At 43.8% G+C, this 26,178-nt stretch carries 35 protein-coding genes and 1 pseudogene; 4 read left to right on the top strand and 32 right to left on the bottom strand.

The features are described 5' to 3' along the window. Positions 1-75: 75 nt before the first annotated feature. The 28 genes and pseudogenes from PGQ95_RS25070 to PGQ95_RS24935 all read right to left on the bottom strand — a co-directional run. Positions 76-570 (bottom strand): thermonuclease family protein, encoded by a 495-nt coding sequence (locus tag PGQ95_RS25070; protein ID WP_001215543.1) that lies wholly within the window; start codon positions 568-570, stop codon positions 76-78. Next, complete coding sequence (locus tag PGQ95_RS25065; protein ID WP_004208538.1) at positions 567-893, bottom strand: hypothetical protein; 327 nt, start codon at positions 891-893, stop codon at positions 567-569. The genes PGQ95_RS25070 and PGQ95_RS25065 overlap by 4 nt, the downstream gene beginning before the upstream one ends. 85 nt (positions 894-978) lie before the next feature. Continuing rightward, complete coding sequence (locus tag PGQ95_RS25060; RefSeq protein ID WP_000754496.1) at positions 979-1,293, bottom strand: TrbM/KikA/MpfK family conjugal transfer protein; 315 nt, start codon at positions 1,291-1,293, stop codon at positions 979-981. An 87-nt stretch (positions 1,294-1,380) separates the two neighbouring features. Further along, complete coding sequence (locus PGQ95_RS25055) at positions 1,381-1,773, bottom strand: cag pathogenicity island Cag12 family protein (protein ID WP_000738524.1); 393 nt, start codon at positions 1,771-1,773, stop codon at positions 1,381-1,383. Then, the gene (locus PGQ95_RS25050) at positions 1,770-3,605 is read right to left on the bottom strand and encodes a type IV secretory system conjugative DNA transfer family protein (RefSeq protein ID WP_000053822.1); all 1,836 of its coding nucleotides are present in this window, start codon (positions 3,603-3,605) and stop codon (positions 1,770-1,772) included. Before PGQ95_RS25050 ends, PGQ95_RS25055 begins: the two co-directional genes overlap by 4 nt. Before the next feature lie 2 nt (positions 3,606-3,607). Further along, a complete protein-coding gene (virB11, locus tag PGQ95_RS25045) occupies positions 3,608-4,642 on the bottom strand; it encodes a P-type DNA transfer ATPase VirB11 (RefSeq protein WP_000650512.1) in 1,035 nt (344 codons plus the stop codon). Beyond that, positions 4,639-4,836 carry a DNA-binding protein gene (locus tag PGQ95_RS25040; protein ID WP_000629109.1) on the bottom strand — a complete coding sequence of 66 codons (198 nt, stop codon included), beginning with the start codon at positions 4,834-4,836 and terminating at the stop codon, positions 4,639-4,641. The genes virB11 and PGQ95_RS25040 overlap by 4 nt, the downstream gene beginning before the upstream one ends. A gap of 1 nt (position 4,837) precedes the next feature. Continuing rightward, entirely contained in the window at positions 4,838-6,052 is a 1,215-nt protein-coding gene (gene virB10 / locus PGQ95_RS25035) for a VirB10/TraB/TrbI family type IV secretion system protein (RefSeq protein ID WP_001295060.1), read from the bottom strand. Continuing rightward, the gene (locus PGQ95_RS25030) at positions 6,049-6,978 is read right to left on the bottom strand and encodes a TrbG/VirB9 family P-type conjugative transfer protein (protein ID WP_000783386.1); all 930 of its coding nucleotides are present in this window, start codon (positions 6,976-6,978) and stop codon (positions 6,049-6,051) included. Before PGQ95_RS25030 ends, virB10 begins: the two co-directional genes overlap by 4 nt. Before the next feature lie 5 nt (positions 6,979-6,983). Continuing rightward, complete coding sequence (locus PGQ95_RS25025; RefSeq protein WP_004199085.1) at positions 6,984-7,712, bottom strand: virB8 family protein; 729 nt, start codon at positions 7,710-7,712, stop codon at positions 6,984-6,986. Between the two features lie 194 nt (positions 7,713-7,906). Continuing rightward, positions 7,907-8,962, bottom strand: a complete 1,056-nt coding sequence (locus PGQ95_RS25020) for a type IV secretion system protein (protein WP_000235886.1) — start codon at positions 8,960-8,962, stop codon at positions 7,907-7,909. A gap of 11 nt (positions 8,963-8,973) precedes the next feature. Continuing rightward, positions 8,974-9,231, bottom strand: coding sequence for an EexN family lipoprotein (locus PGQ95_RS25015; protein WP_000759841.1), 258 nt, complete (start codon positions 9,229-9,231; stop codon positions 8,974-8,976). A gap of 9 nt (positions 9,232-9,240) precedes the next feature. Continuing rightward, a complete protein-coding gene (locus PGQ95_RS25010) occupies positions 9,241-10,011 on the bottom strand; it encodes a type IV secretion system protein (RefSeq protein WP_000716326.1) in 771 nt (256 codons plus the stop codon). 9 nt (positions 10,012-10,020) lie between these two features. Beyond that, positions 10,021-12,774: a VirB3 family type IV secretion system protein gene (locus PGQ95_RS25005; protein WP_015060057.1), complete on the bottom strand. Its 2,754-nt coding sequence runs from the start codon at positions 12,772-12,774 to the stop codon at positions 10,021-10,023. Between the two features lie 24 nt (positions 12,775-12,798). Continuing rightward, on the bottom strand, positions 12,799-13,089 hold the full coding sequence (locus PGQ95_RS25000) for a TrbC/VirB2 family protein (protein WP_000916156.1): 291 nt from the start codon (positions 13,087-13,089) through the stop codon (positions 12,799-12,801). Beyond that, positions 13,073-13,717 (bottom strand): lytic transglycosylase domain-containing protein, encoded by a 645-nt coding sequence (locus PGQ95_RS24995; RefSeq protein ID WP_000953538.1) that lies wholly within the window; start codon positions 13,715-13,717, stop codon positions 13,073-13,075. Before PGQ95_RS24995 ends, PGQ95_RS25000 begins: the two co-directional genes overlap by 17 nt. 232 nt (positions 13,718-13,949) lie before the next feature. Then, entirely contained in the window at positions 13,950-14,459 is a 510-nt protein-coding gene (locus PGQ95_RS24990; protein WP_000455437.1) for a transcription termination/antitermination NusG family protein, read from the bottom strand. A 352-nt stretch (positions 14,460-14,811) separates the two neighbouring features. Continuing rightward, positions 14,812-15,972 (bottom strand): MobP1 family relaxase, encoded by a 1,161-nt coding sequence (mobP1, locus tag PGQ95_RS24985; protein ID WP_004199101.1) that lies wholly within the window; start codon positions 15,970-15,972, stop codon positions 14,812-14,814. 2 nt (positions 15,973-15,974) lie between these two features. After that, on the bottom strand, positions 15,975-16,520 hold the full coding sequence (gene ddp1 / locus PGQ95_RS24980; protein WP_001348698.1) for a DNA distortion polypeptide 1: 546 nt from the start codon (positions 16,518-16,520) through the stop codon (positions 15,975-15,977). A 340-nt stretch (positions 16,521-16,860) separates the two neighbouring features. After that, positions 16,861-17,118, bottom strand: coding sequence for a hypothetical protein (locus PGQ95_RS24975; protein ID WP_004199355.1), 258 nt, complete (start codon positions 17,116-17,118; stop codon positions 16,861-16,863). Further along, the gene (locus PGQ95_RS24970; RefSeq protein ID WP_000004083.1) at positions 17,115-17,279 is read right to left on the bottom strand and encodes a hypothetical protein; all 165 of its coding nucleotides are present in this window, start codon (positions 17,277-17,279) and stop codon (positions 17,115-17,117) included. The genes PGQ95_RS24975 and PGQ95_RS24970 overlap by 4 nt, the downstream gene beginning before the upstream one ends. A 74-nt stretch (positions 17,280-17,353) precedes the next feature. Beyond that, the gene (locus PGQ95_RS24965) at positions 17,354-17,692 is read right to left on the bottom strand and encodes a hypothetical protein (protein WP_001099725.1); all 339 of its coding nucleotides are present in this window, start codon (positions 17,690-17,692) and stop codon (positions 17,354-17,356) included. Between the two features lie 93 nt (positions 17,693-17,785). Beyond that, entirely contained in the window at positions 17,786-18,028 is a 243-nt protein-coding gene (locus PGQ95_RS24960) for a hypothetical protein (RefSeq protein ID WP_000008707.1), read from the bottom strand. After that, a complete protein-coding gene (locus PGQ95_RS24955; RefSeq protein WP_001006717.1) occupies positions 18,018-18,287 on the bottom strand; it encodes a hypothetical protein in 270 nt (89 codons plus the stop codon). The genes PGQ95_RS24960 and PGQ95_RS24955 overlap by 11 nt, the downstream gene beginning before the upstream one ends. A gap of 8 nt (positions 18,288-18,295) precedes the next feature. After that, positions 18,296-18,847, bottom strand: a complete 552-nt coding sequence (locus PGQ95_RS24950; RefSeq protein WP_000662998.1) for a hypothetical protein — start codon at positions 18,845-18,847, stop codon at positions 18,296-18,298. A 59-nt stretch (positions 18,848-18,906) separates the two neighbouring features. After that, entirely contained in the window at positions 18,907-19,143 is a 237-nt protein-coding gene (locus PGQ95_RS24945; protein ID WP_000792381.1) for a hypothetical protein, read from the bottom strand. 58 nt (positions 19,144-19,201) lie between these two features. Beyond that, the gene (locus PGQ95_RS24940; protein ID WP_001025390.1) at positions 19,202-19,717 is read right to left on the bottom strand and encodes a DnaJ domain-containing protein; all 516 of its coding nucleotides are present in this window, start codon (positions 19,715-19,717) and stop codon (positions 19,202-19,204) included. 589 nt (positions 19,718-20,306) lie between these two features. Beyond that, positions 20,307-20,459: pseudogene (locus PGQ95_RS24935) on the bottom strand (DNA-binding protein); the annotation flags it as partial. A gap of 610 nt (positions 20,460-21,069) precedes the next feature. On the opposite strand from PGQ95_RS24935, the gene PGQ95_RS24930 reads away from it, so the two are divergent. The 3 genes from PGQ95_RS24930 (at position 21,070) to ddp1 (PGQ95_RS24920) (ending at position 23,076) form a co-directional block, all read left to right on the top strand. After that, positions 21,070-22,083, top strand: coding sequence for a replication initiation protein (locus PGQ95_RS24930; protein WP_001348704.1), 1,014 nt, complete (start codon positions 21,070-21,072; stop codon positions 22,081-22,083). A gap of 8 nt (positions 22,084-22,091) precedes the next feature. Then, positions 22,092-22,535: a hypothetical protein gene (locus PGQ95_RS24925; protein ID WP_001074369.1), complete on the top strand. Its 444-nt coding sequence runs from the start codon at positions 22,092-22,094 to the stop codon at positions 22,533-22,535. 187 nt (positions 22,536-22,722) lie between these two features. Continuing rightward, positions 22,723-23,076: a DNA distortion polypeptide 3 gene (ddp1, locus tag PGQ95_RS24920; RefSeq protein WP_000877224.1), complete on the top strand. Its 354-nt coding sequence runs from the start codon at positions 22,723-22,725 to the stop codon at positions 23,074-23,076. A gap of 20 nt (positions 23,077-23,096) precedes the next feature. On the opposite strand, the gene PGQ95_RS24915 is transcribed toward ddp1 (PGQ95_RS24920), so the two are convergent. From PGQ95_RS24915 to PGQ95_RS24900, 4 genes are all read right to left on the bottom strand, one after another. After that, positions 23,097-23,381, bottom strand: coding sequence for a hypothetical protein (locus PGQ95_RS24915; protein ID WP_001043731.1), 285 nt, complete (start codon positions 23,379-23,381; stop codon positions 23,097-23,099). A 35-nt stretch (positions 23,382-23,416) separates the two neighbouring features. Next, positions 23,417-23,728, bottom strand: coding sequence for a hypothetical protein (locus tag PGQ95_RS24910; protein WP_000469598.1), 312 nt, complete (start codon positions 23,726-23,728; stop codon positions 23,417-23,419). A 205-nt stretch (positions 23,729-23,933) separates the two neighbouring features. Continuing rightward, entirely contained in the window at positions 23,934-24,218 is a 285-nt protein-coding gene (locus tag PGQ95_RS24905) for a hypothetical protein (RefSeq protein ID WP_001185481.1), read from the bottom strand. A 99-nt stretch (positions 24,219-24,317) separates the two neighbouring features. After that, complete coding sequence (locus tag PGQ95_RS24900; RefSeq protein ID WP_000516402.1) at positions 24,318-24,980, bottom strand: division plane positioning ATPase MipZ; 663 nt, start codon at positions 24,978-24,980, stop codon at positions 24,318-24,320. A gap of 380 nt (positions 24,981-25,360) precedes the next feature. Here PGQ95_RS24900 and PGQ95_RS24895 point away from each other — a divergent pair, with 380 nt between their 5' ends. After that, positions 25,361-26,023, top strand: coding sequence for a recombinase family protein (locus PGQ95_RS24895; protein WP_001549893.1), 663 nt, complete (start codon positions 25,361-25,363; stop codon positions 26,021-26,023). Positions 26,024-26,178 lie beyond the last annotated feature (155 nt).

Here is a 26,178-nt window from a genome sequence, read left to right as displayed (position 1 = left end):
CCATGTATATTAAAAACCGTGACGTTGCCTGAAGATTTTCTTCAGGCAGAGGAGGGGTTGGACAAGCGAAGCGCGTCAGTTTTGTTTATGACGCCACTCCCACGGAGGAACGGGATTACTGTCAGCCCACAGGCCGCGCTTCTGTGTCTGAGCTTCCCGTTGCAGAGCCGGTAATGAGTTATCGGTGTTGTACCTGTCATAAACCCATGCAGCCCCTTTTAGCACTTGCTGGCGGTTAGCCTCAGTGCCGTTCGCTGTCACCACTCGTCCCAGGACTCGCCCGTAGCGATCTGTTTGCGTATAAGAGACGGTAACTGATTGCCCTGCCAGCAGGGCTTTAAGTTGATTGGTTGACCAGCGACCAAAGGGTTGTTTTTTTTCCGGTGCATCGATATTTATCAATCGGACTCGAATCGGAACTTCATACACAACAATTTTCGCGGGTAGTGTTTTAACTTCGATGGTATCTCCATCGAGAACGCGAATAACTTTCCCCTGAATCTGAGCAGCACACAATGTAGCTGGCAACAGGGCAACAGCAAAGGAAAGAACATTAAAAAAATGTCTCATTGCTTTCTTCCCTCCCATATTGCTGAGAGTCTTTTAAAAATGGATAAAACGACGACTAAAGCCACTGCGATAACAGCCAACGAAGGAAGTACATAGCTGTATAACTCAACCATGAAATTAATAAACTCAATGAGCGATTGCGGCTTTAAGGAAGCATCCCACAAAACGATAACAAAACGATAAAGCCCATAGACAATTGCCGGAAACCAGACCATAAACAACAAAATTTCAGTAAAAACAGAAGCGACCGATTTGACACTATCGATAATTTCAATTCCGGCAATTCTCACACTTCTTGCATCAGGTACGTTAATAATTTTCATCCTCCCACCCCTGTAAAAAATGTTCGCAAGTTCCAGTCTCAAACCTGAAACTTGCGTATTCACATCAGAATTAAATCAAACAGAATTAAAAGTTTTTCAATCGGCCAAAGCTTGAAATAATTTTACTTACTGTACCTGCATCAGCCGCAGGACATTCATTTAGTTTTTTCTTTCTGGCATCTGCCGTGTGATCGGGTAAAAAACCATGTTTATTCTTTTTCCTGATTGACATAAAACTTTTATACATCGGGTCACATTCTGCCGGACTACTTCCGTCAAGTTTTCCGGCAAGGCATAACACCATTGCACATGGATCGTTCGGGTCGGCCTTTTCCTCAGCATGAGCAGTTCCGGCAGCGAACGCACAAAGCAGCACTGCCGTGGTTACGGTCTTTTTCATATACACCTCATGGATAACGGGCAACTAACGCCCTGCGGTTGTTCAACCCCGGCTCAATAAAATTACAAGAATTTTATTAATCCGGCGTTATCGTGATAAATAAACACTGGTAGTCCGGCAAGAAAAACAGTTCATTTTATAACGATACTGTATGACACCGTTTGCACCGTTCGCCCTCAACCAGTTTTTAGCTGTGAAAAAGTCTGTTCCGTTACTGGTTTCAACAATCACTGAATCAGAATGTGCAACAGAATAAAAAACAGCATCATCGTAAAGGCGGTTTTCAGGCCTGAAATTATGGATAACCTTAACCCACGATGAATTAACCTTGTCTGATTTAATAACTGAGTATGTCGGTTGCCAGTCCATTAATTGTGTATTCACCGTTTCAGGATTCTGTTCCCAGTCAACCTGTGGTGGTTCAGGCGGAGAGGAACAGGCAGAGAGAAAAAGGACACTGACCATTAACATTTTTTTCATAGTAAAACCTCTGACTCCAGCTCACCGACGGAGAGCATTTTTTCTTTAGAAGGATATTTAAGCCCTTTAACACCCAATACTTTTTTAGTCTTATTCAGAGAGGCGGTTAACTCGGTAAGTTTGGGGCTTACCATCATCAGCCTGTCCATAAAATACGGGTCGAGGAAGTAGAGGGCTTTCTCAGCTTTAACCGGGTTTTCACCTTTAAGAATGATAAATTCTTCTTTAAAATCCAGCGTTCCCAGCTCCTGCGGGAGCACAAGGGCGCGCTGCGCCTCACTTTCTGAACTGCTTTTCGACGTTGAGCGTCCGCTTGTCTTGCTTGAACCTGTCGATTTGGTGGTGATATAGCCCAGCTTTTCCGAAATCTTTTTAGCGTCATCTTCTTCACTGACAGCGTAGATAATCCGGCAGGGATGCGCACTCATCAGCGTTTTGGCACCTTCAACACCATAGATTTCATTAAGCTGACTGATATTCTGGTAAATCGTCAGAAGTTTGAGTTTAAACCCGGCAATATAACCCGAACCTTTTTTAATGATTGGCATGTAACCAATAGACGGAAACTCATCCAGGAACATCAGACAGTCATGTTTCAGTGTCGGGTCAAAGTCAGGGTTTTCTCGTAACGTGACTTCCACAACGAAGTTAAAGAACAGGTTGAGGAAGTCATAGGCCAGGGACATATCTTCAGCATTAACGCCAACATAAACAGTGATATCTTCCCGGCGCAACTGGCGAAGGTCGAAATCATTGCCGTCTGTACATTTGCGAACAGTCGGAAGATAAAACAGACTCATTTTCTTACGAAACGAACCATCAATACTCGAACGTTGTTCGTCTTCGGTTTCGTGATACTCCCTGATTTTGGTCAGGGCATCGCGCAGATGATACAGCGCGTTTTCATCAAGTCCTTTTGTTCCCTCCAGGTCTTCTCGCTTACTGAGTATCAGCTCCCGGTCGATGTTGCTGTACAAATCGACTACAGAACCAATTGAGAAAACAGGTTTAAGCCCGAACTCACCAAGCCAGGAGGGGTCGTAGTTAATAAAGAAATGAAGCAATTTTGCCAGCCCCGTCCAGTACTGCCCCGCGAGGTTATTAAAGTGTGCTTCCGCTCCGGTCAGACCGTAAGACGGGAACAGGATCTCAATCAGCTTCAGCAGGTCTTTAGCCCCGCTCTCTTCTTTTAAATCAATATAGAAAAGCGGGTTAAACTGATGCGTTTTACTGTTGAAAGGGTCAAGAAGATAGACCTTATTACCCAGCAGTTTTTCACGTACCTTACTGGTGATTTTCCACAGTTCCTGTTTTGGATCTAATGCAATCAGGGAATGTTTCCTGACCAGCAGGTTTGGAATACCTATTGCAGCCCCTTTACCTGCGCGGGTTCCTGCGCCAAGTGATACAAAATCTGGTGCGGTATACCACAGGTATTTACCTTTATATGCACCTACAAGAATATCAGTATCGTTTTCTTTCTCCCATTTCAGAAGTTTCGATTTTCTTAAATCATTATCACTGGCAAACTTCGCGTCACCATAAAGAGCAACATCCGTTTTATTCAGTTGCCAGATAATAAAAACAGGCACAATGAGAGACGAAACCATACCTGATAAAAGAGAGGGGATTGCGGTTAACCTGATATCTGTCCGTATATTACTCTCTGTTATTATCCGCCACAGCAGCATGGAATCAAAATTCTTCCATATATAAAGCGGCGTTTTTCCGTTCAGGAAGTAAACAGCAACTGAGCCAGTATAATACGTCACAAGACACATAACCAGACCGATAAAAGCCCACTGGCCTTTATCGGGTAGTTTCAGAGACATAATCACTCCTTCAGCTTTTCAAAGTATTCCTGAAAATGAATATCACGATAGTAAATACCCGATGCAAATCGGTTATCTTCCTCATCGATGTACTTAATACTCATAATCACATCGACGTTGCTTAACACCCTCCGCAATATAATGTTATAAGGCAAATTCTGACATTCAGGGTTCATATAGCACCGTTGAACCAGTCCAAGCACAGCATCTTCAGGGGTGCTCTCATGGACGGTTGTAAGGTTCCCTGCATGGCCGGAACTTGAGCCTTTGAGAAAATCCCAGGCTTCCGCGCCGCGAACCTCAGTCATGAGGATTCTGTCCGGGTTCATACGAAAACCAGAACGTAAAAGAGAAGCGGAACTGACAGTGCTACTTTCCCCTTCTGACGGGTAATACAATTTCACATGATTTTTGTGGAACCTGAACTTTGCTTCATCTGTATCTTCAATTGAAATACATCGTAAATGATGGGGTATGTACTGAAGACAGGCATTTGCAAAGGTGGTTTTACCCGCCCCCGTTCCGGCACAAAATACCATCGTTTTACCCTTAACCAGGCATTCAGGGACAAATTGTTCAAAACAATTATCTTTAAACATTGAAGATAATTCATCTTCTTTATCCCTGAATTTCCCCCCTTGATTTAGCCTTGAGTAAAACCCTTGTTTAACAAAGGTATCATGGTCGATAAACACACTGGACGGCTTACGGATTGTAATAGACACCGTTTCCCGTTCCGTTGCCGGGGGAATAACTATTTGTACACGCTCCCCTCCGGGGAGCGTAACAGAACGTAAGGGATATTCTGGCGTAACCGACCCACCATCATGATAATCAGAAATTGCCCCTGCAAATGACATACAATCTTTAAAATCCATTTTTAATTCATGCTGCTGCCATTTCCCACTCACTTTAACAAACAGTTCATCAGGCCGATTTACCGCGATTTCAGTTAAACCATCGACTTCATTAAGCCAGTGGTGGAAGTATTCATCTATTATTTCATAAACAATATGTCTGTTCTCTGCATCCTTCATAATTCACCTTTTCCTTTAAGATCTTCAATAAAACGCATGACTTCTTCGTAATTAAATCGATGCGTTTTGATTTGTTTCAGTGGTTTGGGGAAAGGAACGCCATTTATTGGTATGCCCTTACGAATATGATGGTATATTTCGCTTTCCCTTATTCCTAACAGCATTGAAAACTCTTTGATATCCAGCGTTATCAAATTACCTCCGGGTACCCACCATTTTTAATTTGTAGATGCTGGAGAAATCCAAATCCTGACCAACGATCAGAGTAATGATTTCCCCCTGGTTTTTATAAAGCGTTGGAGGGATATTTACGCTGTTTGCAAACGCTTCGCGTGCTATATCAGCAAAAGCCTGGCGACTGTTAGCTGTATAGTCGGTCTGATTGTCTTTATTACTTTTAGCCGCTCCACTTGCGGCCTGTGCCACATCGGGGATCATGCCAACCATCATCGCGCCCATAAAGCGATCTGCAAAATGTGTGTCAATCCAGCCTGAAGCCCCGGCCTCACCCAGCGCTCCCGCCGCCTGTGTATCAATCAGCGGAATATCAATGAAAGGTTCCTTACGTGTTCTAAGCTTCGTAGCAGCGATAAACACGGCTCCCTGACCATGATTGAACGTGCCCGTTTTATACATCAGATATGCGGCTGTTCCCTTTTCAATTAGCTTTACATTCCTGTTTGCACTGTATACGTCCTCATTAATCGTACAGACCAGCTTGCCAGCCAGATCAGAAATAAATCGTCTGTCCAGCGAGCACTTAATCGCGGTATTTTCAGGAATGAAAAGGTTAGGGTCATAAGGAACGCGCGTAATTTTAGAAAGCTGCGCGGGTTGCCCTGCATTAACAGGCTGAACCTCTGCCTGTTTGTCACTGCCGTCCCCCTCGTTCCTGGTATTGCTGGCCGTTGATGAGCTACCACCGGAATTTGAGGAAGCAGAGCTGCTCCCCCCATAGGCCACATCCAGCGCACGACTGAAGTTTTGTTGTACTTTTTCCGGTGGCGTTTCCGCTTTGCCGCTGCTTTCCTTCCGTTCTTCCGTCTTAGCCGGTTCTTCCCTGGTGTTGAATGGATCAACATCATCGCTGAGTCCTGTCGCGCGTTTTACTGAACCAGTAGATACCGCATTACTGGCAGGCTTATCATCACCGCTGGACATTGCACGAATAATCGACGGGATATAGTAGACAGACACCCCGGCGGCCAGCAGAAGGAAAGCGGCCACAATAATCACCAGCCCCTTACGCGATTTTTTAAGCTTCTCGATACCCAGGCGTTTTACTGATTTACCGTCATCTTCATCTCCCTTATCCGTTTTATCGTTTTGCTCAATTTCTTTCTGATGCCGTTCCCGTAGTGCCTGTTCAATTTCTACAGCGGTCGGGATTTTATTTTCCTGTTCGCTCACTGGATCACCTCTTTCTCAACGTTCGGGGAAACGGTATCTCCTGCCGGAAGACGGACTTTGCCAAAGCCCCGGTTTTCAACCCCAACAACCTGATTTCCCATACGCAAAACAAAGCGCTGGTCTACAGGAACACCAACAACGGTGAAACTACCGCTGTTTTTGACTACCGGGTTAGTCAGCGTTTCCTGTTCGCCGCTCATAACAAAGACGCTGGGGATTTTCTTCAGGGGGCTGAAGCCAAACCAGGTATAGCGGCCATCGTCATACGCATAATCCGGGCTGATTGACTGGCTGCCGTCAGCTACCCGCTTCCAGTAATCCCAGTTCTTGGGCGACTTCGCATTTTCAAGAGAACGGTTGATTGCCTGCTCCTCCTGCCGCTTGTTAAGAGCCTCAATCCGTTTCTTCTCGATTTCGGCTTGCTCCTTCCGGCGTTCCTGCGGGTACTGGTAATTAACAACAAACGCGATCTTATCCGGCTGCCGGAACGTTCGGGCGTTCAGCTCCATGCTGTAATTACGTTTTGTTGTGCGAACAAACAGGTTTGTTCGCCAGCGTTCCAGGTCGTTTTCAGGATCAAGGGCTACACTGACCACCTCTGAAGACTGGTTGCCATTGTCATCGGTACTGTTCTTCTGTACGGTCTGTTTGACGGGCTTCACTTCGAGATACACCAGGTTATCTTCTTTGTTCACTTCCCAGCCCTGGGGAAAGCCGGTTCTGGCACTGATGACCGTTTCATCCTCGTCAAATACCAGTGTGGTTGTATAGCCAACCGCACTGTTTATGACTGTCGTGTTTTGCGGGTTATAACTGACAATCTGATTACGGGGATCAAAACGGCTGGCTGCTGGCGTAACGGCTGCATGGCAGACGTGCGACACCAACAGAAGCGCCACAATTAGCGCTCCTTTATTCATTTTCATAGTTTTCACCCTTTCACTTCTTTATCGCGTACATAGCTCGTTACAACGAATTTAAGCGGGTTATTGTTTCGGTCACCCGATGCCATTTCGACCTGTGGTTCAATACGGTAGGTCAACCGGACGTTCCAGTATTCATAATCATCCTGGCCTGTCGCGACATTTCGAATGGTTAATTTAAACCGGATATATGCTCCCATATCCTTATCATCGCGCCGGGATGACGGACTGATAATCACGGACGGATTATCCTGAACAGATGCGGTTTTTTCCGCTTTATTATAAATAACCTTTGGTGACTGGTTGCCGTTGATTAAAGCGTTGTAATCCGTCGCCACATTCTCAGCGCTGTATAACAGAACATAATCATAATCATGCTGGAGACTGAAATAGTTATACCCTTCACGACGCTTCACATACTGAGTAATGAAGTATTTCGCCAGCGCTTCATTTTCAGAGAGGTTTTCTTTTTTAACAGAAGTCAGTCTTTCAGCAACGCCAGTGACACCATTAATAAGATAAGCTTCGACAACCGTACTCTTTAACGGTAGCGCTCCATTCAGTGCCAGCAGAGACAACACACCTACGGCAATTCCTGCAATACCACCGAATTTATAAATGCGGTTCATTTTCTCCTGCATCAATACATTTTTCTCTTCAAAAGTAGTTGAAGAGTCTGTTACTTCTTTTTTCTTGTTAAAACCGGGAAGTTTTAATCCTGAGAGTTTAAACCCCATTGCGCATTACCTCTGCTGAATTAACAGGTTCGCTTTTTCCGGATACCGGAGGTTGTTTATGTGACGCCTGGCATCCGACAAGGCAAAGCGTCACGATAGCCGTGATAAGTAGTTTCATAATGTGAGAACCTAAATAGAGGAGTGAATATTTACTGCGGAATACTCAGAGTTGACAGATTTAAATAATAAATCGGTTAACCTCCATATTTCTTTTTCGCCGCATCTATCGCAGCCTGGCGAAGCCTCTTAGCGCCAATATTAACGCCCTGCCCGGTCAGATTCCCCAACTTACCGGATACACCAGGAGACTGGTTGAACCCTCCATCCTGACGGCGAACGCCTTTCCATGCGCCAATCCCTGCATTTTTACCCATACCAAGCAGATTACGCCCCATACGGGAAGCGCCGAACACGCCAGCACCAATCCCCATTGCGGCTGCCCCTTGCATCGCGCCTTCAACACCTACCCCTGCGAGCTGGGAAGCATAGGTTTTGGCTTGCCAGATAATCCAGGCCATAAATGCACCTGCAACCCCGGCCTGAGCACCTGTTGATATCAGATTTAATTCATCTGCGTTAGCTATCGAGATTGTCAGAATGCCATTAAGGAACGTCATTCCCGCTTTAATTGCCAGTCCACAAAACAAGAATATGAAGCATGAGCTAAATATTAACTGAAGCCAGCTATTAAACATCTGCCTTAAAAAACCAAATGAAAGACAAATAATAAACAACGGCGCGGTAATAGTAAGTATCTTAATAGTAACTTCGGCGGCGAGATAAACTATTGAAGTTAGCAATAATGCAATTATCCCTCCAGCATATGTTAATAAAGATGCGATTGCCCCATCTGTTTTCACATACTTCGAAGTATCTTTGGACATAAGATATGCAGCTACCTGCTGAACTTTCTCCCAAAGCTCGTCAACCCATTTCCAAGGATCACCTCCTGCAAATGTTTCCTTCAGCCCATCAATGGCCTGAGTTGCACTATCTAACCACCCCCCCATATTTTTGACAAAAACAAGAATTAACCAGAATCGACATAGATTCCATAAAAAATCCTGCACTGCGGTTTTTTGCTTCCCAACTATTGTGGTATAAGCATACCACAATATATAAATGGAAATACCATACTTACCCAACTGAGACGCTATTGAAGAAAAGTTATCTAACTGACCAGTCAAAGACTGGTCAAGAGTTTTAACAATAACGTCATGAGCGGCCTGGAAATACCTAGAAGTTGCCATAGTGGCTCCTTTTAACTTCCATCTTTACCCAATACATTTTTGAATGCATCTTTATAGTCAACATGCTTAGGATGTAATTGCTTATACCTAAACAAACCTTCCTTAGCGTTTTTACAATTTTCGCTATCACTCCCAGACTTTTTGCATTCAGCTACTTTTTTCGTTGCATCGTCTACGTGAGACTGCCACCAGTCTACAGATTTAACCTCTTCACACCCGGTAAGAAAGAATGTAAGCCCCAACGCCGCAACTAATCCATATTTTTTCAAAATGCCCCCTCAGTTCATTTCATAACTCTGCTGCTCAAATGCTGCCTTATAATCAACAACTGGAGTTTCTTTATTAACAGCCCCTAATTGTTTCTCCTGGAAAGCAGCCTGTAACATTTTCTCCTTGTATTCTGCAAGATCGCGCTGCTTATCGCGATACATTTCATACTGAAATTTGAGCTTGTTAAATTTCAGGCTTGCCAGAGATACAGCGTTTGTCGCGTCCTGCGTGGCTTTCGTGTCCTGGGCGTTCTTCACCTGGTCGATAAGGTCGGCCATTTCCTGATTATCTTCACGCAGTTTACTTTCCAGCTTATTGCCGTACTCGATCCCCGCCAGTTGGGACAGGAACGAGGCTTCACAGCCCCGCACCAGGTCGCCCGTATATCCCAGCCCCTTACAGGTGTTTGTCACCTTATAATCGGCCAGTAGTGATCTGGCTTGCTCAGACAGGGTGGCTTCCGGGTTCTTAATGTAATCATCAATGAAGGAGTTCCCCTGGTCGTAAATATTCTCCAGCTCCTTACTGACAGATTGCGCAGACTGCACCAGTCCCTGAACATCACGAATGCCCGTTTTGGTCAGCAGCTCCTGCTTATAGGCATTAATCTGTTTCTGGTAGTGGTTCACGGTGTCCTGCCACTGTTTGAGGCGTTCTGTCCAGCGCTGCGCTTCGACAGCCCATTCAGGGTTTGCATCAATGGCAACGGGAACACCAGCCTGAGCACCAGAAATAACCGTAACAGAGGCGATAAGTGCCGCAACGATATGCTTTTTCATAGGGATTCCTTAAATCAGGTTTGCACGTTCCAGATAGGTATCAAGCCACTCTTCCGGCTTCATACCCTCTTTCCAGATTTCATCGAACAGTTCAAGCTGGGGTTTCGATGCGCTGAGAACCGGTAGGTAATACGCCGCTTTTCCCAAATCCAGTCTTGCGAAAGCCGCAAAATCATCACTTTCCCCCTTCCTCTGTGGGTTTTTGACGACCAGGAACTGACGAGATAACGGGTCAATGGCTTTAATTTTGTCAAAATAAAGTTCTCTCACTTCCAACTCGTCTACGTACTCACTACGTTTCGCTTTGGGGTTCGCCAGATAAATATGTGTTGCGCACTGCTCACGAACGGCAGCCGCGATAGGTGATTTAATTAGTTCATCCGGCGATTGTGTCGCTACGACAAGCACCATATCCAGCTTACGCGCGGTTTTGAGTTTGTTATAAACAAAATCTCTGAACGCTTCGTTGTTAATCCATTGCCAGAACTCATCCATGTAGATAAGGAGTCGGCGGCCATCAGCCAGCATGGTGACACGGTAGATGAGATAGAATGAAGCGGCGCTGGAAAGTACTTTGTTATCCAGAAACTCCGTTCCGTCTATACCGAAAACGTCCAGGTTGTCCACATCAAACGTATCGTCCGGGTTATCAAACACCCAGCCAAATTCCCCTCCCTGCACCCAGGCATTCAGGCGTGCTTTAAGCCCATGCCGCCGGGTTTCAGTATCATCAGGCTCCAGAATGAGTGGTCGCAACTTACTGATCGGATAAGAGCGGTTTGACCTCTGCATCAGGCGCTCAACGGCATCAGAAATCAGGCGGTTCTGGTAATCATCAAGCGGCTCACTGTTAAGCGTACAAAGTAGCCTCACCAGGTCTTTCATAAAGGAAATATTTCGTTTGGTTGGTGGCAAAGCCGCAGGGTTCCAGCCAGTCGGCTCTCCTTCTTTCACCCGAAAGTAAGCACCTCCCATTGAACGTATACCGGGTTCCGCTGCCCGATCTTTGTCGAAAAATACTGTAGTTAACTTCTTTAATTTCCTCTCAGGTGGAAAAGACTCCGGCGTTCCGAACTGCTGGGCGGCGAAAGCCTTAGTCATCATCACTACCGTTTTACCCACGTTTGACGTACCAAGAATTTCGGTATGCCCCAGCGTGGGGTTTTTACCGAAGTAATTTTGATGCTCGGTAGTCATGTGATAGTTCAGGTTATAAATATCATTTCCTGAGCCGCCCAGGGTGATAAGGTTGTTACCCCAGGTATTTCCTTTCTCCTTGCCCGTAAAGAAATTATGGAAGCTTTCCATTTCGGCAAAGTTCAGACTGCTGATAGAACTCAGGCGTGGCCGTAACGTGTAGTTACCAGGTAACTGAGCAAAATACGCTGCGCCAAGACTCAAGGTTGAATAGGTTACGATCAGCCCTAAATCCTCCAGGGTCGTCGTTACAATATTGGTGTCCTTCACCAGACGCTCCGGCGAATCTGCGTAAACAATCAGTGTCTGGTGACTTTTCCCGAAAGAAATATAGCCGCTGGAGACCATATCGAGACCAACTTTCAAATCAGCGAGCAAGGATTTAGCGGCATCATCGGTCATTTCGAGTTTGTCGATCTGATCATCCAGCGCCTTGATTGCAGACTGCTTGTCTATCGGAGTTAAAGAGGAAGTCTGTACATACTCAACCGGGAGATACATCAGTGCATCAAAAATTCCGGCATCCGTTTCCTGAAAGTAGTCCTTGATCTCGATGCAACGAAAGTACCGGGCATGGTCAGAGGCAGTGATTTGTCCAGCATCGTTACCAAAGAACAGGTCTTTACCACCCAGGTATGTATAAAACGGACTATTGGTGACTCTGACTTTCTGCCAGCGCCCGGATAGCAGTTTCTGGAACAGCGTAAGCTGTTCTGAATAAACTATATTATTTTCTTCATATAACCCAAGACGACGGGAATGAAACCGGGAGAGATAGGTGCTCAATCTGCCACATATTTCATTCATATCATTAATGGGTTCTTCGAAGATATTTTTATTACCCTTTTTCCTTGAAAGAAAATGCGTCACTTTATCTTCAGCGCTGAACGGTTTATAGCATACGGTTAAGTATAATTTGTTTTCAAAATACTCAGCCGCCGAAAGCGATTCGTAATAATCGTTCATCACTCTGTTGACGAATGGGATCTTGCTGTCAAATACAGGTCGCACTTCTTTTCTAACCCGAATACGATGCGTATAAAAGGTAACGGGTTTCCCATCAAAACTACGTATCAGCGTATTGAGCTGGTCAGTAAGCAAGGCTAGATCCGCTTCATCTACACATTCAAAATAAGCTCCGTCAATCTGCCAGGTCGCCAGTAGATCATGGTTTCTGGTAACAATGAGGTTATCAGTGATGTGTGATGAATACGGGATTAACTCTTCAAGAGAAGACTGGTCTTTAAGCTTCATAAAATTGTCCACTTTCGATATATCGACTGCGTCGTACGAACTCCCCGCATAATGGACGGCATTGAAGCGCTTGTTTGCCAGAGGATTACCTTTGATTTGCATTCGCAGATAAAGCAGGTCAAAAAAGCGTTCATCTATCTTCGTAACTCGCTTGATGGCATACCAGCCAGGGAGGATGAGGGCATACATAGCCTCATGAATCCAGACACCAAGCAAAACGCAGATAACGCACATTCCAAGAAAGGGGTAGAGCGGAACGCCCAGCCCCCTAATCAAAGCGGGGCGTGTCAGCCCTTTAAAAACGGTACTCATTTTTACGCCCCCTTTTATTACATATTACGCTAACCAGTCAGGCAGATATGGCGCAACAATAAAGATGATAATCCCGATAATTAAAGGCGTAATCCACGCTGCATGCTGGCGTGAGAAGATAGCGATATAACCAATTACCAGCGCAATGATGGTGATTGCTGGCTTACGGATATCCGTCAGAAAATCGATAATCTTCTGCAAGAAGCCAGTTGTTTTAGTGGATACATCATCAGCAAAGGCGGGTTCTGCTACACAAAGCATCAATGCAGCCATAAATACAGAAAGAGTTAAATAACGTTTATTGAGTTTTAACATCGTTTGTTTCCTTTTCATCTAAAACAGTGCCACGCATGGCATATTGGGGATATACGGTAACTTCTTTAGGTTTGATACTCTGTGTTACATTCTCCTTTCTGATTGCATCTTTAACTGAAGGAACCACCCAGTTTTTTTTGTTATCAGGCGGATTAAACCCTATGCGCTGTATATAACTGGTGTTATTAAAATCTGATTCAGGTTTAGTTCCTGTTTCTGGATTGCCGGAATAATAGCAACTCAGGCCACGTAAAATATCGCCACCACGTTTATAACAATCCACCAAAATTTGCTCTGAAACCTTGAGATTTTCGCAGGGGTCAAACATTTTCTCAGCGGTTGTATTGAAGTTTGCAAAATTCGTACTCGTTATTTGCATAAGACCGACTGAGTAACGATGATTTCGTGATTCAATTTGATTTACGATCTGGAGTGCAGCCTCCTTAGTTTTGGGAAAGTAGGACACTACGCCTTTGTCACCGGGCTTACGTTCAACCTTCGGTATTATCTCGGCAATAGCATATGGGTTAAAACCAGATTCAACCCTTGCAACTTCATGCGCAGTATCGGGATGAACGCTGGCCGCGCATTGCAAAGCAAGCGCCGCAAAAGCAGTAGTAGATAACATGATTTTCTCCCGGCCAGAACAGCGCGGAAAGTTTAGACTGAATGGTTAGTCATCGAAGTCGTCATCGTCTTCATCGTCTTCGTTTATCAGCTCCTCAATAGCCTGGCTGGAATATTTTTTTATGAGGTACTGGACAACACCAGAGCTTGAAATACGTCGCCCCCTGCGATAGCCAATCTCCAGAGCAATTTTATCCAGTTCCTCACGAGAAGCTGAGGGCAGGTAGAGTGTATTACGTTGGGGCTTGCGTCTCGTTGCGGTTTTTTTTCGGGTAGCAGTCATTTTTCTTCCGTTTCATTTTGTGGGTTAAGCTTCTCTCTGTGATGTAGTGGATGAAAGCCATACTTCTTTGCTGCGGATTATCCATGAGTAGAATTTCAGCAAAATCGTGTGGAATTGATTTCCTTAAAAGATTTGCCTGAGCTGTTGTATGTGATTGTCTGTACAAAAGCTCCGCCATCACATCTTCTGGTACAGGTAAAGGCTCACCGCCAAATGAGATAAAGCGTTGTACGTAAGGGATAGCAGTTATTGTAGTGGAATGAACCTCTTCAAAATCTGCCTGGATAAAAAGATAACCGGGAAAAAGCGGCAAACGTCTTTCTCGATATGAAATTATCTTATCCGGGCGACGATACCTTTCAGTCTCCATAGGACAGAAGTAAGAGAAGTTCAGGCGTTCGAGATGAGCAAAAACTGCTGCAAATCTCGTAGTGGTGAATTGCAAAACATACCATTCCATAGTTTTTCCTTTCAGGCGCTCTCTCGACTCGGATGACCCCGAATCAGAGAAAAAAAACAAAAGGACAAATTTACATCTCATAAAAACTTTATCAGCTACATGTGCTGCGTTCAACCACACAAGCAGATCTTTAGATCGCATTTACGACACATTTCATTTTGTTTGTGCTTGTATTTTATTTATATCTAGATACATATGCTATTTGATAACAAAAAAGCAGATCGATTGATCACCATGCGCTTATTTTATAGTCAAGTTAACTAAATTTTTTACCGCTAGTTACTTTTTACAAAAACTCTGCTAACAAGATAAATAAATCGATCTTAATCAATAAGTTACCGGAGAGTATGAATTATCCTAAACGAATTCCGATTTTCACTTTCTGTTCGCTTTGAATCATCGACTGTTTTATTTGCGAGAAATTTCTCATCTGGAGTTGCTGTTTCTTAATCATCTCCGCGCTGTTCAGCACCAGCTCTTTACTGGATGAAGAGATTCTGTCTATGCCCTTAACCCCCAGGTTCTCTAGCTGCCACTCATTCCTGTGTGCAGTCTTCCAGCCATGCTGTACACCGTTCTTATCAAGTGCAGGGATTTTCACCTCCTTTTGTCCTAACTTCTTCAGCTTAACAAGATCACCTTTCTTAACGTTCTCGCGAGTGGTTAACTCACCAAAATCAGCCCCCCAATATGTTTTCTCCACGCCCTTGTTCAGTGTCTTAAGCTTTATGAAATGCTGCTTTGGTTTGGTTTTATCGTTCTGATAATGGTCGTAGCCAACATCAACAACCTCATAAACGCCCTTCTGTCGTTTTGGCGCTGTTTTGTGCGCATCTTTAATAGACTGGTTAAGTCCATGCTGCTGCTTATGAGTGGCTTTAACGTCATAGCCCTTCATCTTCAGCTCTTCACAAAAACCTGTACGAATTTCCCGTAAATCTTTTTTCCTGATATCAGCTCGTTTACCGTCATTATCACGAATACGAAAAACGACATGCACGTGTGGATGTTCTTTTTTGTCGTTATGATAGCCAAGCACAAAACGATGATTTGGGTACTTCTTGTTCATCGTTTTCCTGACAGACTCAAGCAGATCTTCAGGTTTTACCTTTGCTGATACAGGCGGTGAAAACACAATATTTTGGGTTACTTTTTTATTTTCCTTACCTTTATCATCGAAAACATTTTGAGGGTCATTAGCACGATCTATCATGTGCTCTTTAGCCTCCTGAATCTCATCACCTTTCCATACCTGACCGCTTTCACTCATCACTGGCAGCTCTGACTCCCGGCTCATATAGTCAATACTGTTTCGAACTCCCTGCCGGGTAATCGCACCTCCTGAGATTTTGACAACAACCTCCTTACTGGCACCCTTGCGGTTGATACGTTCCTGAACGTTGCGTTGATAGTTTTTACCACCATTTTTAACTTTATGGGCGAAAGCAGACTTGCGGCCAGCTTCAGAGGACTTACGCTTAACCCTGAATTCCTTGTCAACATAAACGCCCATGATTACACCTCAACCTTGTTAGAAACAGTTCGCCCTTTGCATAACATAATGTAGTTTTCAAACTCACTTTTGAGACTCATTATCTCTGAACTCAACCGCTCAGCGTCCTGATAGAACCCATCTTTATCAAGTACTCTGGCATTATCATTAACGATAATATAATGAAAGTTTCGCCCTATTTTATCTATTGCATTACGGCAACGATTCATCACCAGAAGTTCCTGATCGAAAAAATCAAGTTCATTTTCAAGTGTCGTCTGGATTCGATAACGACATTCTCTGGATAAATTCCAGCCATGACGATGAGCCGCTTTCTCTATTAAAGTTCTTTGTTTCCCTGTCAAATACATTGTGGTTTTGATAAAATCATCATTGTCTTTTGACACATTAACATCTTCATTTTTAACCTTGCTTTTCAGTAAAGCATTGGCAAGCAGCTTCATTCCTTTTGCCACGGTTAAACCCGGTTCATCTGGATAAAGTGTTTTAAGACAATCAAGTAGATCATCATGTTGGCTTTCTTCAATCCTGAATTGAACTTTTTTCATAAAACTCTCCAACAAGAACCGACTGTAGGTCACCGGGCAAACGTTGCGGAATGGCGTCAGAGACGTCATTTTGCGGCGTTTGCCCTATCCTGCATCGCAGTGAACTACCTCCACACATAAATTGTGCTTCAGCGTCCATCGAAATGCAAAAAATGAAAGGCTATCGTGGCTGTGATCTGGTGCGTCTGCGACCGGAGACAACGGATTCGCGGCTAACTTGGGCGGAAATAAATTCGCTACGCGAATGGCCTGGCAGGGGGCGCGAGCGCTGTTTTACGGAATATACAAAAAAAGCACCTCCCGTAAACGGGAGGGCTTCGGCGATTCAGGAACGGGAATTTTATTCTGCCTCTGGTGTGTCGCCTTCCATGCCCTGCCGGGCATCATGGAGCCAGCGGCGGAGGTTACTCATTCTTTCCCGGTTTGCCCGGCTGGGACTTTTTCCCCTGTTACCGCTTAGTATACTCCAGACTCTTAACCCGGCCTCGTTAGTCCAGTGCAATACAATTTCCCCTTTGCTGTTAAATCCCAGCGAAAACCGGACAGCTCCCCGCCTCTGTTCTGCACTGATAAAATCTAAAAACTCCTGTTTTTTCATAGCACCTCCTGTTTTTCTATCAGTGCTTTTGTTTCTTTCTTTTCCAGGGCTTTTCTGAGTAATGCCATGTACTCAGGAAAAGCAGAGAATGGCATCAAGGGAAAAACCGGACGCCCACCCTTTTCAACAGTCTGTATTGCTGATAACATGCGTTCCGACATTTTATATTCCTCGCGAGGGAATTGAGTGTCACGGTATCAGGTTGCCTCCACAACCTGATACCACCCCTAATTGATTAACTCCGCAGTTCTCTTATCGCTTCATTTTTGGCTTCCTCCAGTTCTTTAAGGGTATATGCGAAATTCTTCCAGTTAATTACTTCGTTTATAACCTCAGATTTACTTAAACCACACTCATTAAACCAAAAGTTAATATTTTTCTTGAGGGAATTTTTCGCCGTCAGTTCCTCGGACAACAATTCACTAACAGACGTGATAACATAACCACGACCGCGATTTTTATCTTCGAAAGAATGAACGGCAAGGAAGAGAGTTTCTGAATGGACAAAAGCAGAGCAGGTGATTTTTTCTTTCTTAGTGTTTAAAGCCTGGAAAGTGATAACATACGTGTTCATTTTAGTCTCCCGCCCGTTTGGGCTACTGGATCATGGTAAGGAACTATTCCCGACCTACAAATAAATTATACCATCATATGATGGTAATGCAATTTATTTAGTCACTTTATCCTGATTTTTTTCTCTCTTAACGAGCTGGTAATCTGGATGTTCATCAGCCAGGAGCAAAAGTAATTCATACGTACCAGCGGCTAAACCACGAGACGTTTTACCGGATGTTTCTTTGGCTTGCCAGGCTGATAACGTAAAACCAAACCGTTCAGCGGCTTCCTGCTGCGTAAAGCCAGCTTTAATACGTGCTTGTTTCACCTCTTCAGGTGTTGGCTTAAAACTCATGATTTTGTACCTTCACAATAGTATCTGTATAGAATTTCAATAAAATTGGATCATCAATTTCATCTTTAACGTTCGAGAATTCTTCGTAATAAAATGATTTTTGGAAAACAATCTTTTTAGTTGTTTTTTTATCCGCTTCTTTAGAGCGTACCTTCATCAGTTTTTCAAGTTCAATAAACAAACGTGTTGCATCTTCAGACACAACAATCCTGTATGTTACATTACCTTTGTTTTTCCTGTCGCTCAGGACTTCATTCATTTTTTGCCTCATAGCTGTTTAATAAACCCCGCTACCTTTATGAGCTGATCTACACTCAGGCCACGAATTACCATTTCATATCCGTCGCCCCGTTCTGATACGTTACCATCTAACCCATTCTCAACTTTAAACCCGGTCAATGTCCCATGCCAGCTTTCAAGATGCACTAAACGAGATAGCATTCCTTTCAGGATCAGTTTTTTCTCGCGTTTTTGCTGTAACTGTTGTTCATACTCTCGCGCCATATCTACATTATCTAAAGCATCCGACAGGATTTTCTTTTCAATATCGGCGGCGATTTCTACAGGGTTACGCTCTGGCGATACTGTGCAAGTATGGTAAGGACTTCTCCAGCTGCGACTATCTACGCTTCCAATGATAACTAACCTTCCTTTCTCCATTCGAATATGTATAGAGTAATTTTTAAAATCAGGTGAGGTTAGCTTAATCCTGTACTGGCAATCATCGAGCAGATTTACACGCCAGCCGTTCCCCAGGATTCGACAAACGATTTCAAACACCGGTTTATACCGTTCAAAGAAATTTTTCTGTTCTTTCATCGATTCAGCCTTTTGAACTCAATAAAAAAGCCGTAAATCGAATTACGGCAGTTTTAAGACTATTCATCAAAGTGTCCATCATCACTTGCAGCTTCCTGGGCTTCGCATTCCTGCTGATATGCTTCTTCCTTCGCAAAAAGATGCGCCCATCCTTCTGCGTTTAAGCCACGGTGCAAGACTGAACCATTTTCATTGCATTCTTTGGCTGTAACTTCGATCTCATCCGGGCAAATGTAGGCTCCGTAACTTTCAAAAATGTTTATCAGCTCCGCTTCCGTTATGGTCTTGTTTTTCATCAACGTGTCTCCGAATCAATCTTTGCCATGTTCTAGGGGGCTTTCGCCCCCATTCCGGTTATGCGCTTGCTTCTACACGTGTCCAGCCTGACGCCTTACGTTTACCCGCTGTACCATACATTTCACGAATTTCTTCAATGCTGTGTTCTTTACGGTTCCAGCGGCTTTTGTGTTCTTCAGGACGGTAAAACCATTGTTTTTTCTTAGATGCCCACTTACAGCCCATTTCCTTTAAAATGTCTTTGTGTTCTTTAGTTTCTCCGCTAATCCAGACCCAATTACCAATAACTTCATAGACAATCCCTGTAAGGCCGGAAAGCGTATTCAGAACTTTTTCCAGATCTTCACCGTAGTTGTAACGTGCGTTTTCATCAGTGCTTTGAAACTGATTGATTTTATCAATGTTAGCCATGAGAAAATCAAACGCAGCATTTACTGCTTTCATCAGCTCGGCACCCAATGGATTGCGGTCTGGATGATATTTTAAAGCCGCTTTTTTGTATGCCGCCTTGATGTCCTTTTCAGTCAGATCACCGGATAAACCAAAAACGTTTAATGCTTCCTGAATATTCATTTTTCGCTCCCGCCCGTGTGGGCTTCTGGAATCTGGCAGGGAACCATTCCCAACCAACAAATTCATTATACCATCAAATGATGGTTATGGAATCATTTTTAATGCTTTACATTGTAAAGATTACATAAAGATGTATATTGCTTTACCGCGCATGAAGGGATTTCCGAAAGAGGCGCGAACTGTAGTTACATAATGCGCTGTCGTAACATCGCGCCGGAGACGTTCGCCAGGACTGGCGAACCAACAAGCCCGAATGAGAGCGATAACCCCCCTCACCCCTGCCAGGCCAATTTCTGACTATCAGACGATGTTTAGCCTGTCGCAGTTAGCGCGTGAGCTTGCGAACGGTACGCCGGGTCAGTGTGAAACACTGGCGCGGGGCGCTGTATCTGCGCGTTATGAGATGCGTTAGCAGCGAATTACGGGGCGGGTTGCTGAAACCGATTGATGCCTGACAGCAAAAAATGAATCCGGGCGCCAGCTGCTGCACGAAAATTGCCAGCAAAAAACACTTGGCCATCCTCGCCGGTCGTGAAATTTTGCTGGCGTAAGAAATAATCCCCCCGGTATGAGGGGCTTGTCTGAAAGGTTAGTGGTTGGGCTTACTGAGAGTGAACTGTAACCCGGCTACTGCTGCAAGCTGTGCAAGTGTTGTGATGGTCGGGTTTCCGTTCGGGGATAATGCGCGGTAGATACTCTGACGAGCAAGGCCGGATTTTTTGGCCGCCTCTGTTATACCCCCTGATTAGGGATCAGGTTAAAAACGAGCTGTATGACGTTCTAAGCGCATTTTACCCGCTCCGTTGAACCATGACCGGGTTAAAGCGGTTAAAACGCCTCTGAGGGCTTTTGAGAGCATTTAAGAATTGGATCGGAAAAGGATCCCGTCTGGATCTTTTAGAGAGATTACACCGCTCGCCGCAGCCGAACGACAGGGCGAAGCCCGCGAGTGAGCGAGGAAGCGGAATTTCCACGGGGTTTCAATAGAGCACTTACGCGCTAAGGTTAATATTTGCTCAATTTTTGGTGGTGCAGTGCTCAGGGAGGCCAGACGGATCTATCCTCTGGATTTATGCTGAGTTATCCACAGACGCTGTGCATTAAAAGCCTTATATTTTCTTCTTGATCTTAAAAACTTAAAAACTTAGCTCGCTTCAATTACCTGAAAATTATGGAAAAAAATTGCTAAAGGTGAGAGGATTTTTCACGTAAGGTGAGAGGATTTTTCACGTAAGGTGAGAAGATTTTTAAGTTAAGGTAGTTAGATTTTTCACTAAAGATGAGAGGATTTTTCACGTAAGGTGAGAAGATTTTTAACGGTTTCCACAGTTTGACTGAACATCAAGTGAAACATGCGGTTGTTGCTATCTTTAGATATGAAGATCCTCAGATCTTCATATCTAAAGGTGAGAGGTTTTTTAATTAAAGGTTGTATTGTTGTCTTGAATTACAACCTTTGTGGGGTTATGATTTGCCTACATAGGAAAGGTTATATGAGGCTTATCGTGAAGACAGTAACGGGATTAACGAAAGTTAGACATAGAAATGAAGTTGGGGTAACTCTTGCATCCCTTTCCCTTTCAGCAAAAAGAGTGCTTTTTCTGGCTCTTTGCCAGATTGATACAAAGGAAATGTTAGATGATGATATTTTGGAGGTTGATGCTGACTTTTTTTCAAAAGCTACTTCTTTAGATAAATATGCCTCTTATGCAGCTCTGAAAGAGGGAGCTAAAGTTCTTTCTTCAACTACGTTAGTTTTAAACAGAGATGATTTAAAAAATTTGGCTGATGAACTTGGGATACTATCATCTAAGAATAAAATACCTGATCGCTTGGATTTAAACTTAACAGAATTCTGTGCCTATTACGATCATCTTGCAACTGTACGGATAAAATTCACAAATACAGCTAAGCGATATTTTTCTAAGTTGATTGGTTCTGAAAATAGATATACCACTCAGGTATTGAAATCAGTTGTGTTGTTGAACAGTGTAAACTCAACAAACCTTTATCAAGTCATTAGGAAATATTACAGTCAGAATAGTTCAAAAAAATCTTTTGATATATCCGTGGATGATTTAAAAGAGGAAATGGGACTTTATACTATTGAGGAAGGGGAGAAGAAATATAAGTATCCTAAATACTCATTTTTTGTTCGTGATGTTATCAATAAAAGCATTAATGAGATAATTGAGAAAACGGAAATAAATCAGTTATCTTTCTCTGTTGTTGGGAAAAAAGGGAGAATGGCTCACATGCTTAGATTTGAGTTTAGTATAAATGAAAAATCCTCATCCTTTTCGGAAGATGATATGGCATTTTTAGAGGAGTTTGACAAAGTCGTTCCACCAAAAAAGAATAAGTGAGGCAAAACATGGCTAAAATATATGAGTTTCCGCAGGGAGCCGAACGAAGTAAGCTGAAAAAAGAAATCATCCGGGAACGTAAAAAACGATTGCGAGAAACGAACGGTAACCCGGTTATCCGGCACGCTAAATGGTTCTGGTTTTATCTACGTCTTGCTACGGCTGGCGCACTGCATTTAGTCTCTGTTATTTCTCTGGCAGTCCTGGGGGCTTTCAGTAAAGCTATTTTCTGGATTGGTGGAATGCTCTGTGTTGTTACATGGTTCCACCTTGAGCGCCAGTTCTGGACGCCGCAAAATTTCACGATTCCAGTAATCGTAACGCTGTGGGGATTGAGTTTGTTTGCCACTCCCCTGATGGAGCTGCTTAACAAAAAAATGCCGTGGTATCGTCTTCTGGTTCCTGATGCAAAGCACACTAGCACTGAGGCAACCAATGATGATCAGCCGTGAAGCAACAATGTTATCCAGTCGGCTTGCAGTGCTTCTTTCAGCCTTTTATCATCGGTTAATCATAGCGCACGAGGCGAGTTCTTTTCACTGCGATGCAGGATAGGGCAAACGCCGCAAAATGACGTCTCTGACGCCATTCCGCAACGTTTGCCCGGTGACCTACAGTCGGTTCTTGTTGGAGAGAGTTATGAAATATCAGGTTAAAGAGTTTATTAACGAAAAATATTCTAAGGCTGTTAATATTTTAAAGGATAACCTTAAAGAACACTACCATATTTTTTATGGTTTGAGATTAAGTGAGATTCTTTTTCCTGCCAGCGAATACGGCTCTGAAATGTTTTTTCAGGAGTTTGAAGCGATTAACAGTGTAATATTGCCTTTGGTGATTTTTGATTTGATAGACCGAAAGCCGATTATGGTTATCGGCTTCGGTGAAGTATGTGGAGTTGATTCACTTGTTGATTCTGGTATAGAAGTTGTTTCTTTAGACGGTTTAAGCGATCTGCTACTGGTTGAAAAACTGACGCCATTATTTAACTAAACCTCTGGATAACTATCTTTTCAGTTTTCCAGTAAGATTTTTTCTATATCTGAAAGCACTATTTTTTCAATGCTTTCTATATAGTAATGCTCATTAAAACCTGTCATTTCTGTAAATTTTAGCTCTGCATCATCTTTCGAATAAGCAATAACAACTCTGAAATCATTTTCCCACAAATCCCACCTGTATTTGTCTTTTATACGAACCCTGTACAATCCTTTTTGGATAGTGCCATCTTTTTTCTCTTCCTGTACTTTTTTTAATTTTTCATTTTGCACCTGTTGTTCAAGCCATGATTTATTCATAAATCCCCCACGGTTAACGTCTTTAGGCTCGGTTTTTACTTAACGAAATCTTCCGGTTTTACACCTGTTTTTACCTTCATATACTTGCCCTCCCCCCTTAGCTTCGGCTGAAGTTCGGTAAAGTACCATCCGGCAACGGTAATAATGCCTAAAAATACAAAAATAGCAGGCTTCAGAACATCAATAGCTGATACAGCGCATAACTCAATATTGAGATTAGTACAAGTTCCCTCATCAGGTGCATAGAACCCCCATAAGCCTATACCTATAAGGAACATCCCCAATATCGGTTGGATGTATAACAAGTAGATATTAATAAGAGTTTTAATATATCTGAATATGAACATTTTTCTTTCCTTAGGTTTCTTTCTATTTTGGATTTCCAATTCTTAACCAATGTGATGGTTCGACAATCCATTCTCCGCAGTCATAGGCAACGGCCTTATTATGCCTGTTAGCGAACCATACTAACCAGGCTAATAATCGCTGATTGCCGCTGTATTTGGTTTATCTCTAACCATCACAACATATCTCTTTTTCTTAGCCATAACGCTACCCTAATTTTGCAGATTCAAGCAGCCAGTGGTTTTTCAGGTTCTCGTCCAGGTTATCGAATGCGGCCAGCGCTGCCTTTAGAACGGTTGTCTTGCTCTGGCCTGTTCTCTGCGCCTCCGCTTCCAGGATCTCCTCAAAGTACGCTGGCAGTCTGAAGTTCATCAACTTTGGTTTACCCGCTACAGGCGCTCTGGTAGCGCCGGAGATAAAACGCGCGGTTTCTGCGTTTGTTGCTGGTTGCTGAGATTCATCGATGTTCGGGCGGTTTAGTTTTAAAGCCATGAAAATTTCCCCTTGTACGGTATGCATTAATTGTAAATATCATAGTATCTTTATGGTGTATTTACAATGTAAAGATTTCGATGAATATTGTTGATATTTCTATAAAATGCCAATTTCCTGTGCCACAAGTTCAATCTGTGCTTTCGCTGTTGAAAGGCTCGATGCCCGGCTAACGTCATGTACCCCTGCCCCTTCATTACAGGCGCTTTCATACACATCCAGCTCGGATATCCGGGTTTTCAGAGGTTGAATCCAGATGTTGTCCGAACGCAGTAATTTATCCAGATCAATGGCCGCTTTTCTGTGGCGGGGTTTCGCTGAGTTGATTCTGGTGAACAGCACCCACGGTTCCAGAGCTGCGTTAGCTTTCTGAGCGGTGCGGATTTTCTCTGTAACACTGGTCAGTGTTTCGCTTTCGAAATCAGAGGACGGCTTAACCAGTGTCACCACGATATCTGATACTGTCAGGGCGCTACGGAACTCCTGGCTGTCGTGGCCGGGGCAATCGACAATGAGAACTTCACACAGCTTACTAAGGCGCTTAATTTCGTTGCTGACGTTTCCGTAAGCTGCGTGAACCGGGATAGTGAGTAAGCCGTTATCTGTCCGCTTTTCGTTCCAGCTCAACAGATCGTGGTTTTTATCTGTCTTCAGGATAATTACCGACTTACCTTTGTTGACCAGCATTGAGCCTGTGTTAGCCACGTAGGTGCTTTTGCCTACCCCACCTTTATCTGATACGACAAGCAAGATTTTACCCATTTCAGAATCCCTCTCTTTATGTTGTAAAGCTCATGTAAAGATATGAATGTCTTTACATGGTGTGTTTTTCGTAAAGATACTTTTGTCTTTACAGTGTCTTTATAATGCAATGGCTTTACCATGTAAAGCACAAATAAAGATATATTTATCTTTATGGTGTCTTTACATGGTAAATGTTGCTGTGTCTTTATGTGCGCTTTATGGTGTAAATCTTGGTGTGTCTTTACATCATCTTTATGTTGTAAATTTTTAGTGTGACGTTGTCACTATAGGGCTGGGGTCTGTTTGCTGGTTCTTTTTGAGTGTGCCTTCCCTGAACCAACTGAAATGGGTACTGTATGGGTGTGTCTGGTTAACTCAAAATGAACTGGTTCCCTATAATGACTCAAACAGTACCGAAAGGCTTTGTCAGAGCTTACTTACGCGCATCCACGACTGAACAGGATGCAACACGCGCCCTGGACACGATAAATACCTTCGCCATCGAGCGCGGCCTGAGCATCTGTAACTACTACATTGAAAATGAATCAGGTTCTAAGCTTGAACGCCCTGAGTTGTTCCGGCTCCTGAAAGATTGTCAGCAAAACGATATCTTGCTGGTAGAGGATGTGGACAGGCTTTCACGCCTGGTAGGGGAGGACTGGAACACACTGAAGAAAATGATCCGGCAGAAAGATATCCGGGTTGTGGCCGTCAACGTTCCGACAACCTGGCTCGCATCGGGTCACAATGATTTTGACAGCCGAATGTTTTCGGCCATAAACGATATGTTGCTGGATATGCTGGCCGCCGTCGCCAGGCGAGACTATGAACAGCGCCGGGAACGGCAGCAGCAGGGGATCGCCAGGGCGAAAAGGGAAGGGAAGTATAAAGGCCGCCAGGTTAATCAGTCTCGCTATGACGCCATAAACAGGCTGATTGCGAGCGGCAGCTCCTGGAGCCAGATTCAAAAAGTGCTGGGTTGTAGCCGGGCGACTATCAGCAAAGCTGTGAAGCAACAGACCGTTAACAAAATGAACCATGAACCTGAAGGTAGGGAGTAGTTACAACATAATAAACAGTGTGTTGAAGAATAAAACTGATTCTTTATACTGTATATGCATGGGTCTTCCCCGATCATGGTGGGAAGGCTCAGAACGCCATATTCAGCTTTCCGTAGTGGAACATCACCCCCAGTTTAAAGCGCTCCCGGTTTCGG

Source organism: Klebsiella sp. 141240 (assembly GCF_050600805.1).
In the GTDB taxonomy this organism is placed as follows: Bacteria; Pseudomonadota; Gammaproteobacteria; order Enterobacterales; family Enterobacteriaceae; genus Klebsiella; species Klebsiella aerogenes.
This window is presented reverse-complemented; position numbering and strand designations above follow the sequence as displayed.

What these genes read in the sequence shown, in the direction of transcription:
- PGQ95_RS25025 (WP_004199085.1), bottom strand. Translation starts at nt 7,712, where the DNA reads ATGGGGTTTAAACTCTCAGGATTAAAACTTCCCGGTTTTAACAAGAAA.
- PGQ95_RS25060 (WP_000754496.1), bottom strand. Translation starts at nt 1,293, where the DNA reads ATGAAAAAGACCGTAACCACGGCAGTGCTGCTTTGTGCGTTCGCTGCC.
- PGQ95_RS25000 (WP_000916156.1), bottom strand. Translation starts at nt 13,089, where the DNA reads ATGTTAAAACTCAATAAACGTTATTTAACTCTTTCTGTATTTATGGCT.
- ddp1 (WP_000877224.1), top strand. Translation starts at nt 22,723, where the DNA reads ATGAAATATCAGGTTAAAGAGTTTATTAACGAAAAATATTCTAAGGCT.
- PGQ95_RS24910 (WP_000469598.1), bottom strand. Translation starts at nt 23,728, where the DNA reads ATGTTCATATTCAGATATATTAAAACTCTTATTAATATCTACTTGTTA.
- PGQ95_RS24960 (WP_000008707.1), bottom strand. Translation starts at nt 18,028, where the DNA reads ATGAGTTTTAAGCCAACACCTGAAGAGGTGAAACAAGCACGTATTAAA.
- PGQ95_RS24970 (WP_000004083.1), bottom strand. Translation starts at nt 17,279, where the DNA reads ATGTCGGAACGCATGTTATCAGCAATACAGACTGTTGAAAAGGGTGGG.
- PGQ95_RS25055 (WP_000738524.1), bottom strand. Translation starts at nt 1,773, where the DNA reads ATGAAAAAAATGTTAATGGTCAGTGTCCTTTTTCTCTCTGCCTGTTCC.
- PGQ95_RS25010 (WP_000716326.1), bottom strand. Translation starts at nt 10,011, where the DNA reads ATGAAAAAGCATATCGTTGCGGCACTTATCGCCTCTGTTACGGTTATT.
- PGQ95_RS24995 (WP_000953538.1), bottom strand. Translation starts at nt 13,717, where the DNA reads ATGTTATCTACTACTGCTTTTGCGGCGCTTGCTTTGCAATGCGCGGCC.
- PGQ95_RS24990 (WP_000455437.1), bottom strand. Translation starts at nt 14,459, where the DNA reads ATGGAATGGTATGTTTTGCAATTCACCACTACGAGATTTGCAGCAGTT.
- PGQ95_RS25030 (WP_000783386.1), bottom strand. Translation starts at nt 6,978, where the DNA reads ATGAAAATGAATAAAGGAGCGCTAATTGTGGCGCTTCTGTTGGTGTCG.
- PGQ95_RS24900 (WP_000516402.1), bottom strand. Translation starts at nt 24,980, where the DNA reads ATGGGTAAAATCTTGCTTGTCGTATCAGATAAAGGTGGGGTAGGCAAA.
- PGQ95_RS25065 (WP_004208538.1), bottom strand. Translation starts at nt 893, where the DNA reads ATGAAAATTATTAACGTACCTGATGCAAGAAGTGTGAGAATTGCCGGA.
- PGQ95_RS25070 (WP_001215543.1), bottom strand. Translation starts at nt 570, where the DNA reads ATGAGACATTTTTTTAATGTTCTTTCCTTTGCTGTTGCCCTGTTGCCA.
- virB11 (WP_000650512.1), bottom strand. Translation starts at nt 4,642, where the DNA reads ATGAAGGATGCAGAGAACAGACATATTGTTTATGAAATAATAGATGAA.
- PGQ95_RS24940 (WP_001025390.1), bottom strand. Translation starts at nt 19,717, where the DNA reads ATGAATATTCAGGAAGCATTAAACGTTTTTGGTTTATCCGGTGATCTG.
- PGQ95_RS24925 (WP_001074369.1), top strand. Translation starts at nt 22,092, where the DNA reads ATGGCTAAAATATATGAGTTTCCGCAGGGAGCCGAACGAAGTAAGCTG.
- PGQ95_RS25005 (WP_015060057.1), bottom strand. Translation starts at nt 12,774, where the DNA reads ATGAGTACCGTTTTTAAAGGGCTGACACGCCCCGCTTTGATTAGGGGG.
- PGQ95_RS24975 (WP_004199355.1), bottom strand. Translation starts at nt 17,118, where the DNA reads ATGAAAAAACAGGAGTTTTTAGATTTTATCAGTGCAGAACAGAGGCGG.
- PGQ95_RS24895 (WP_001549893.1), top strand. Translation starts at nt 25,361, where the DNA reads ATGACTCAAACAGTACCGAAAGGCTTTGTCAGAGCTTACTTACGCGCA.
- PGQ95_RS25020 (WP_000235886.1), bottom strand. Translation starts at nt 8,962, where the DNA reads ATGGCAACTTCTAGGTATTTCCAGGCCGCTCATGACGTTATTGTTAAA.
- PGQ95_RS24955 (WP_001006717.1), bottom strand. Translation starts at nt 18,287, where the DNA reads ATGAATGAAGTCCTGAGCGACAGGAAAAACAAAGGTAATGTAACATAC.
- PGQ95_RS24945 (WP_000792381.1), bottom strand. Translation starts at nt 19,143, where the DNA reads ATGAAAAACAAGACCATAACGGAAGCGGAGCTGATAAACATTTTTGAA.
- mobP1 (WP_004199101.1), bottom strand. Translation starts at nt 15,972, where the DNA reads ATGGGCGTTTATGTTGACAAGGAATTCAGGGTTAAGCGTAAGTCCTCT.
- PGQ95_RS25050 (WP_000053822.1), bottom strand. Translation starts at nt 3,605, where the DNA reads ATGTCTCTGAAACTACCCGATAAAGGCCAGTGGGCTTTTATCGGTCTG.
- PGQ95_RS24950 (WP_000662998.1), bottom strand. Translation starts at nt 18,847, where the DNA reads ATGAAAGAACAGAAAAATTTCTTTGAACGGTATAAACCGGTGTTTGAA.
- PGQ95_RS24965 (WP_001099725.1), bottom strand. Translation starts at nt 17,692, where the DNA reads ATGAACACGTATGTTATCACTTTCCAGGCTTTAAACACTAAGAAAGAA.
- ddp1 (WP_001348698.1), bottom strand. Translation starts at nt 16,520, where the DNA reads ATGAAAAAAGTTCAATTCAGGATTGAAGAAAGCCAACATGATGATCTA.
- PGQ95_RS24915 (WP_001043731.1), bottom strand. Translation starts at nt 23,381, where the DNA reads ATGAATAAATCATGGCTTGAACAACAGGTGCAAAATGAAAAATTAAAA.
- PGQ95_RS24930 (WP_001348704.1), top strand. Translation starts at nt 21,070, where the DNA reads ATGCGGTTGTTGCTATCTTTAGATATGAAGATCCTCAGATCTTCATAT.
- PGQ95_RS24905 (WP_001185481.1), bottom strand. Translation starts at nt 24,218, where the DNA reads ATGGCTTTAAAACTAAACCGCCCGAACATCGATGAATCTCAGCAACCA.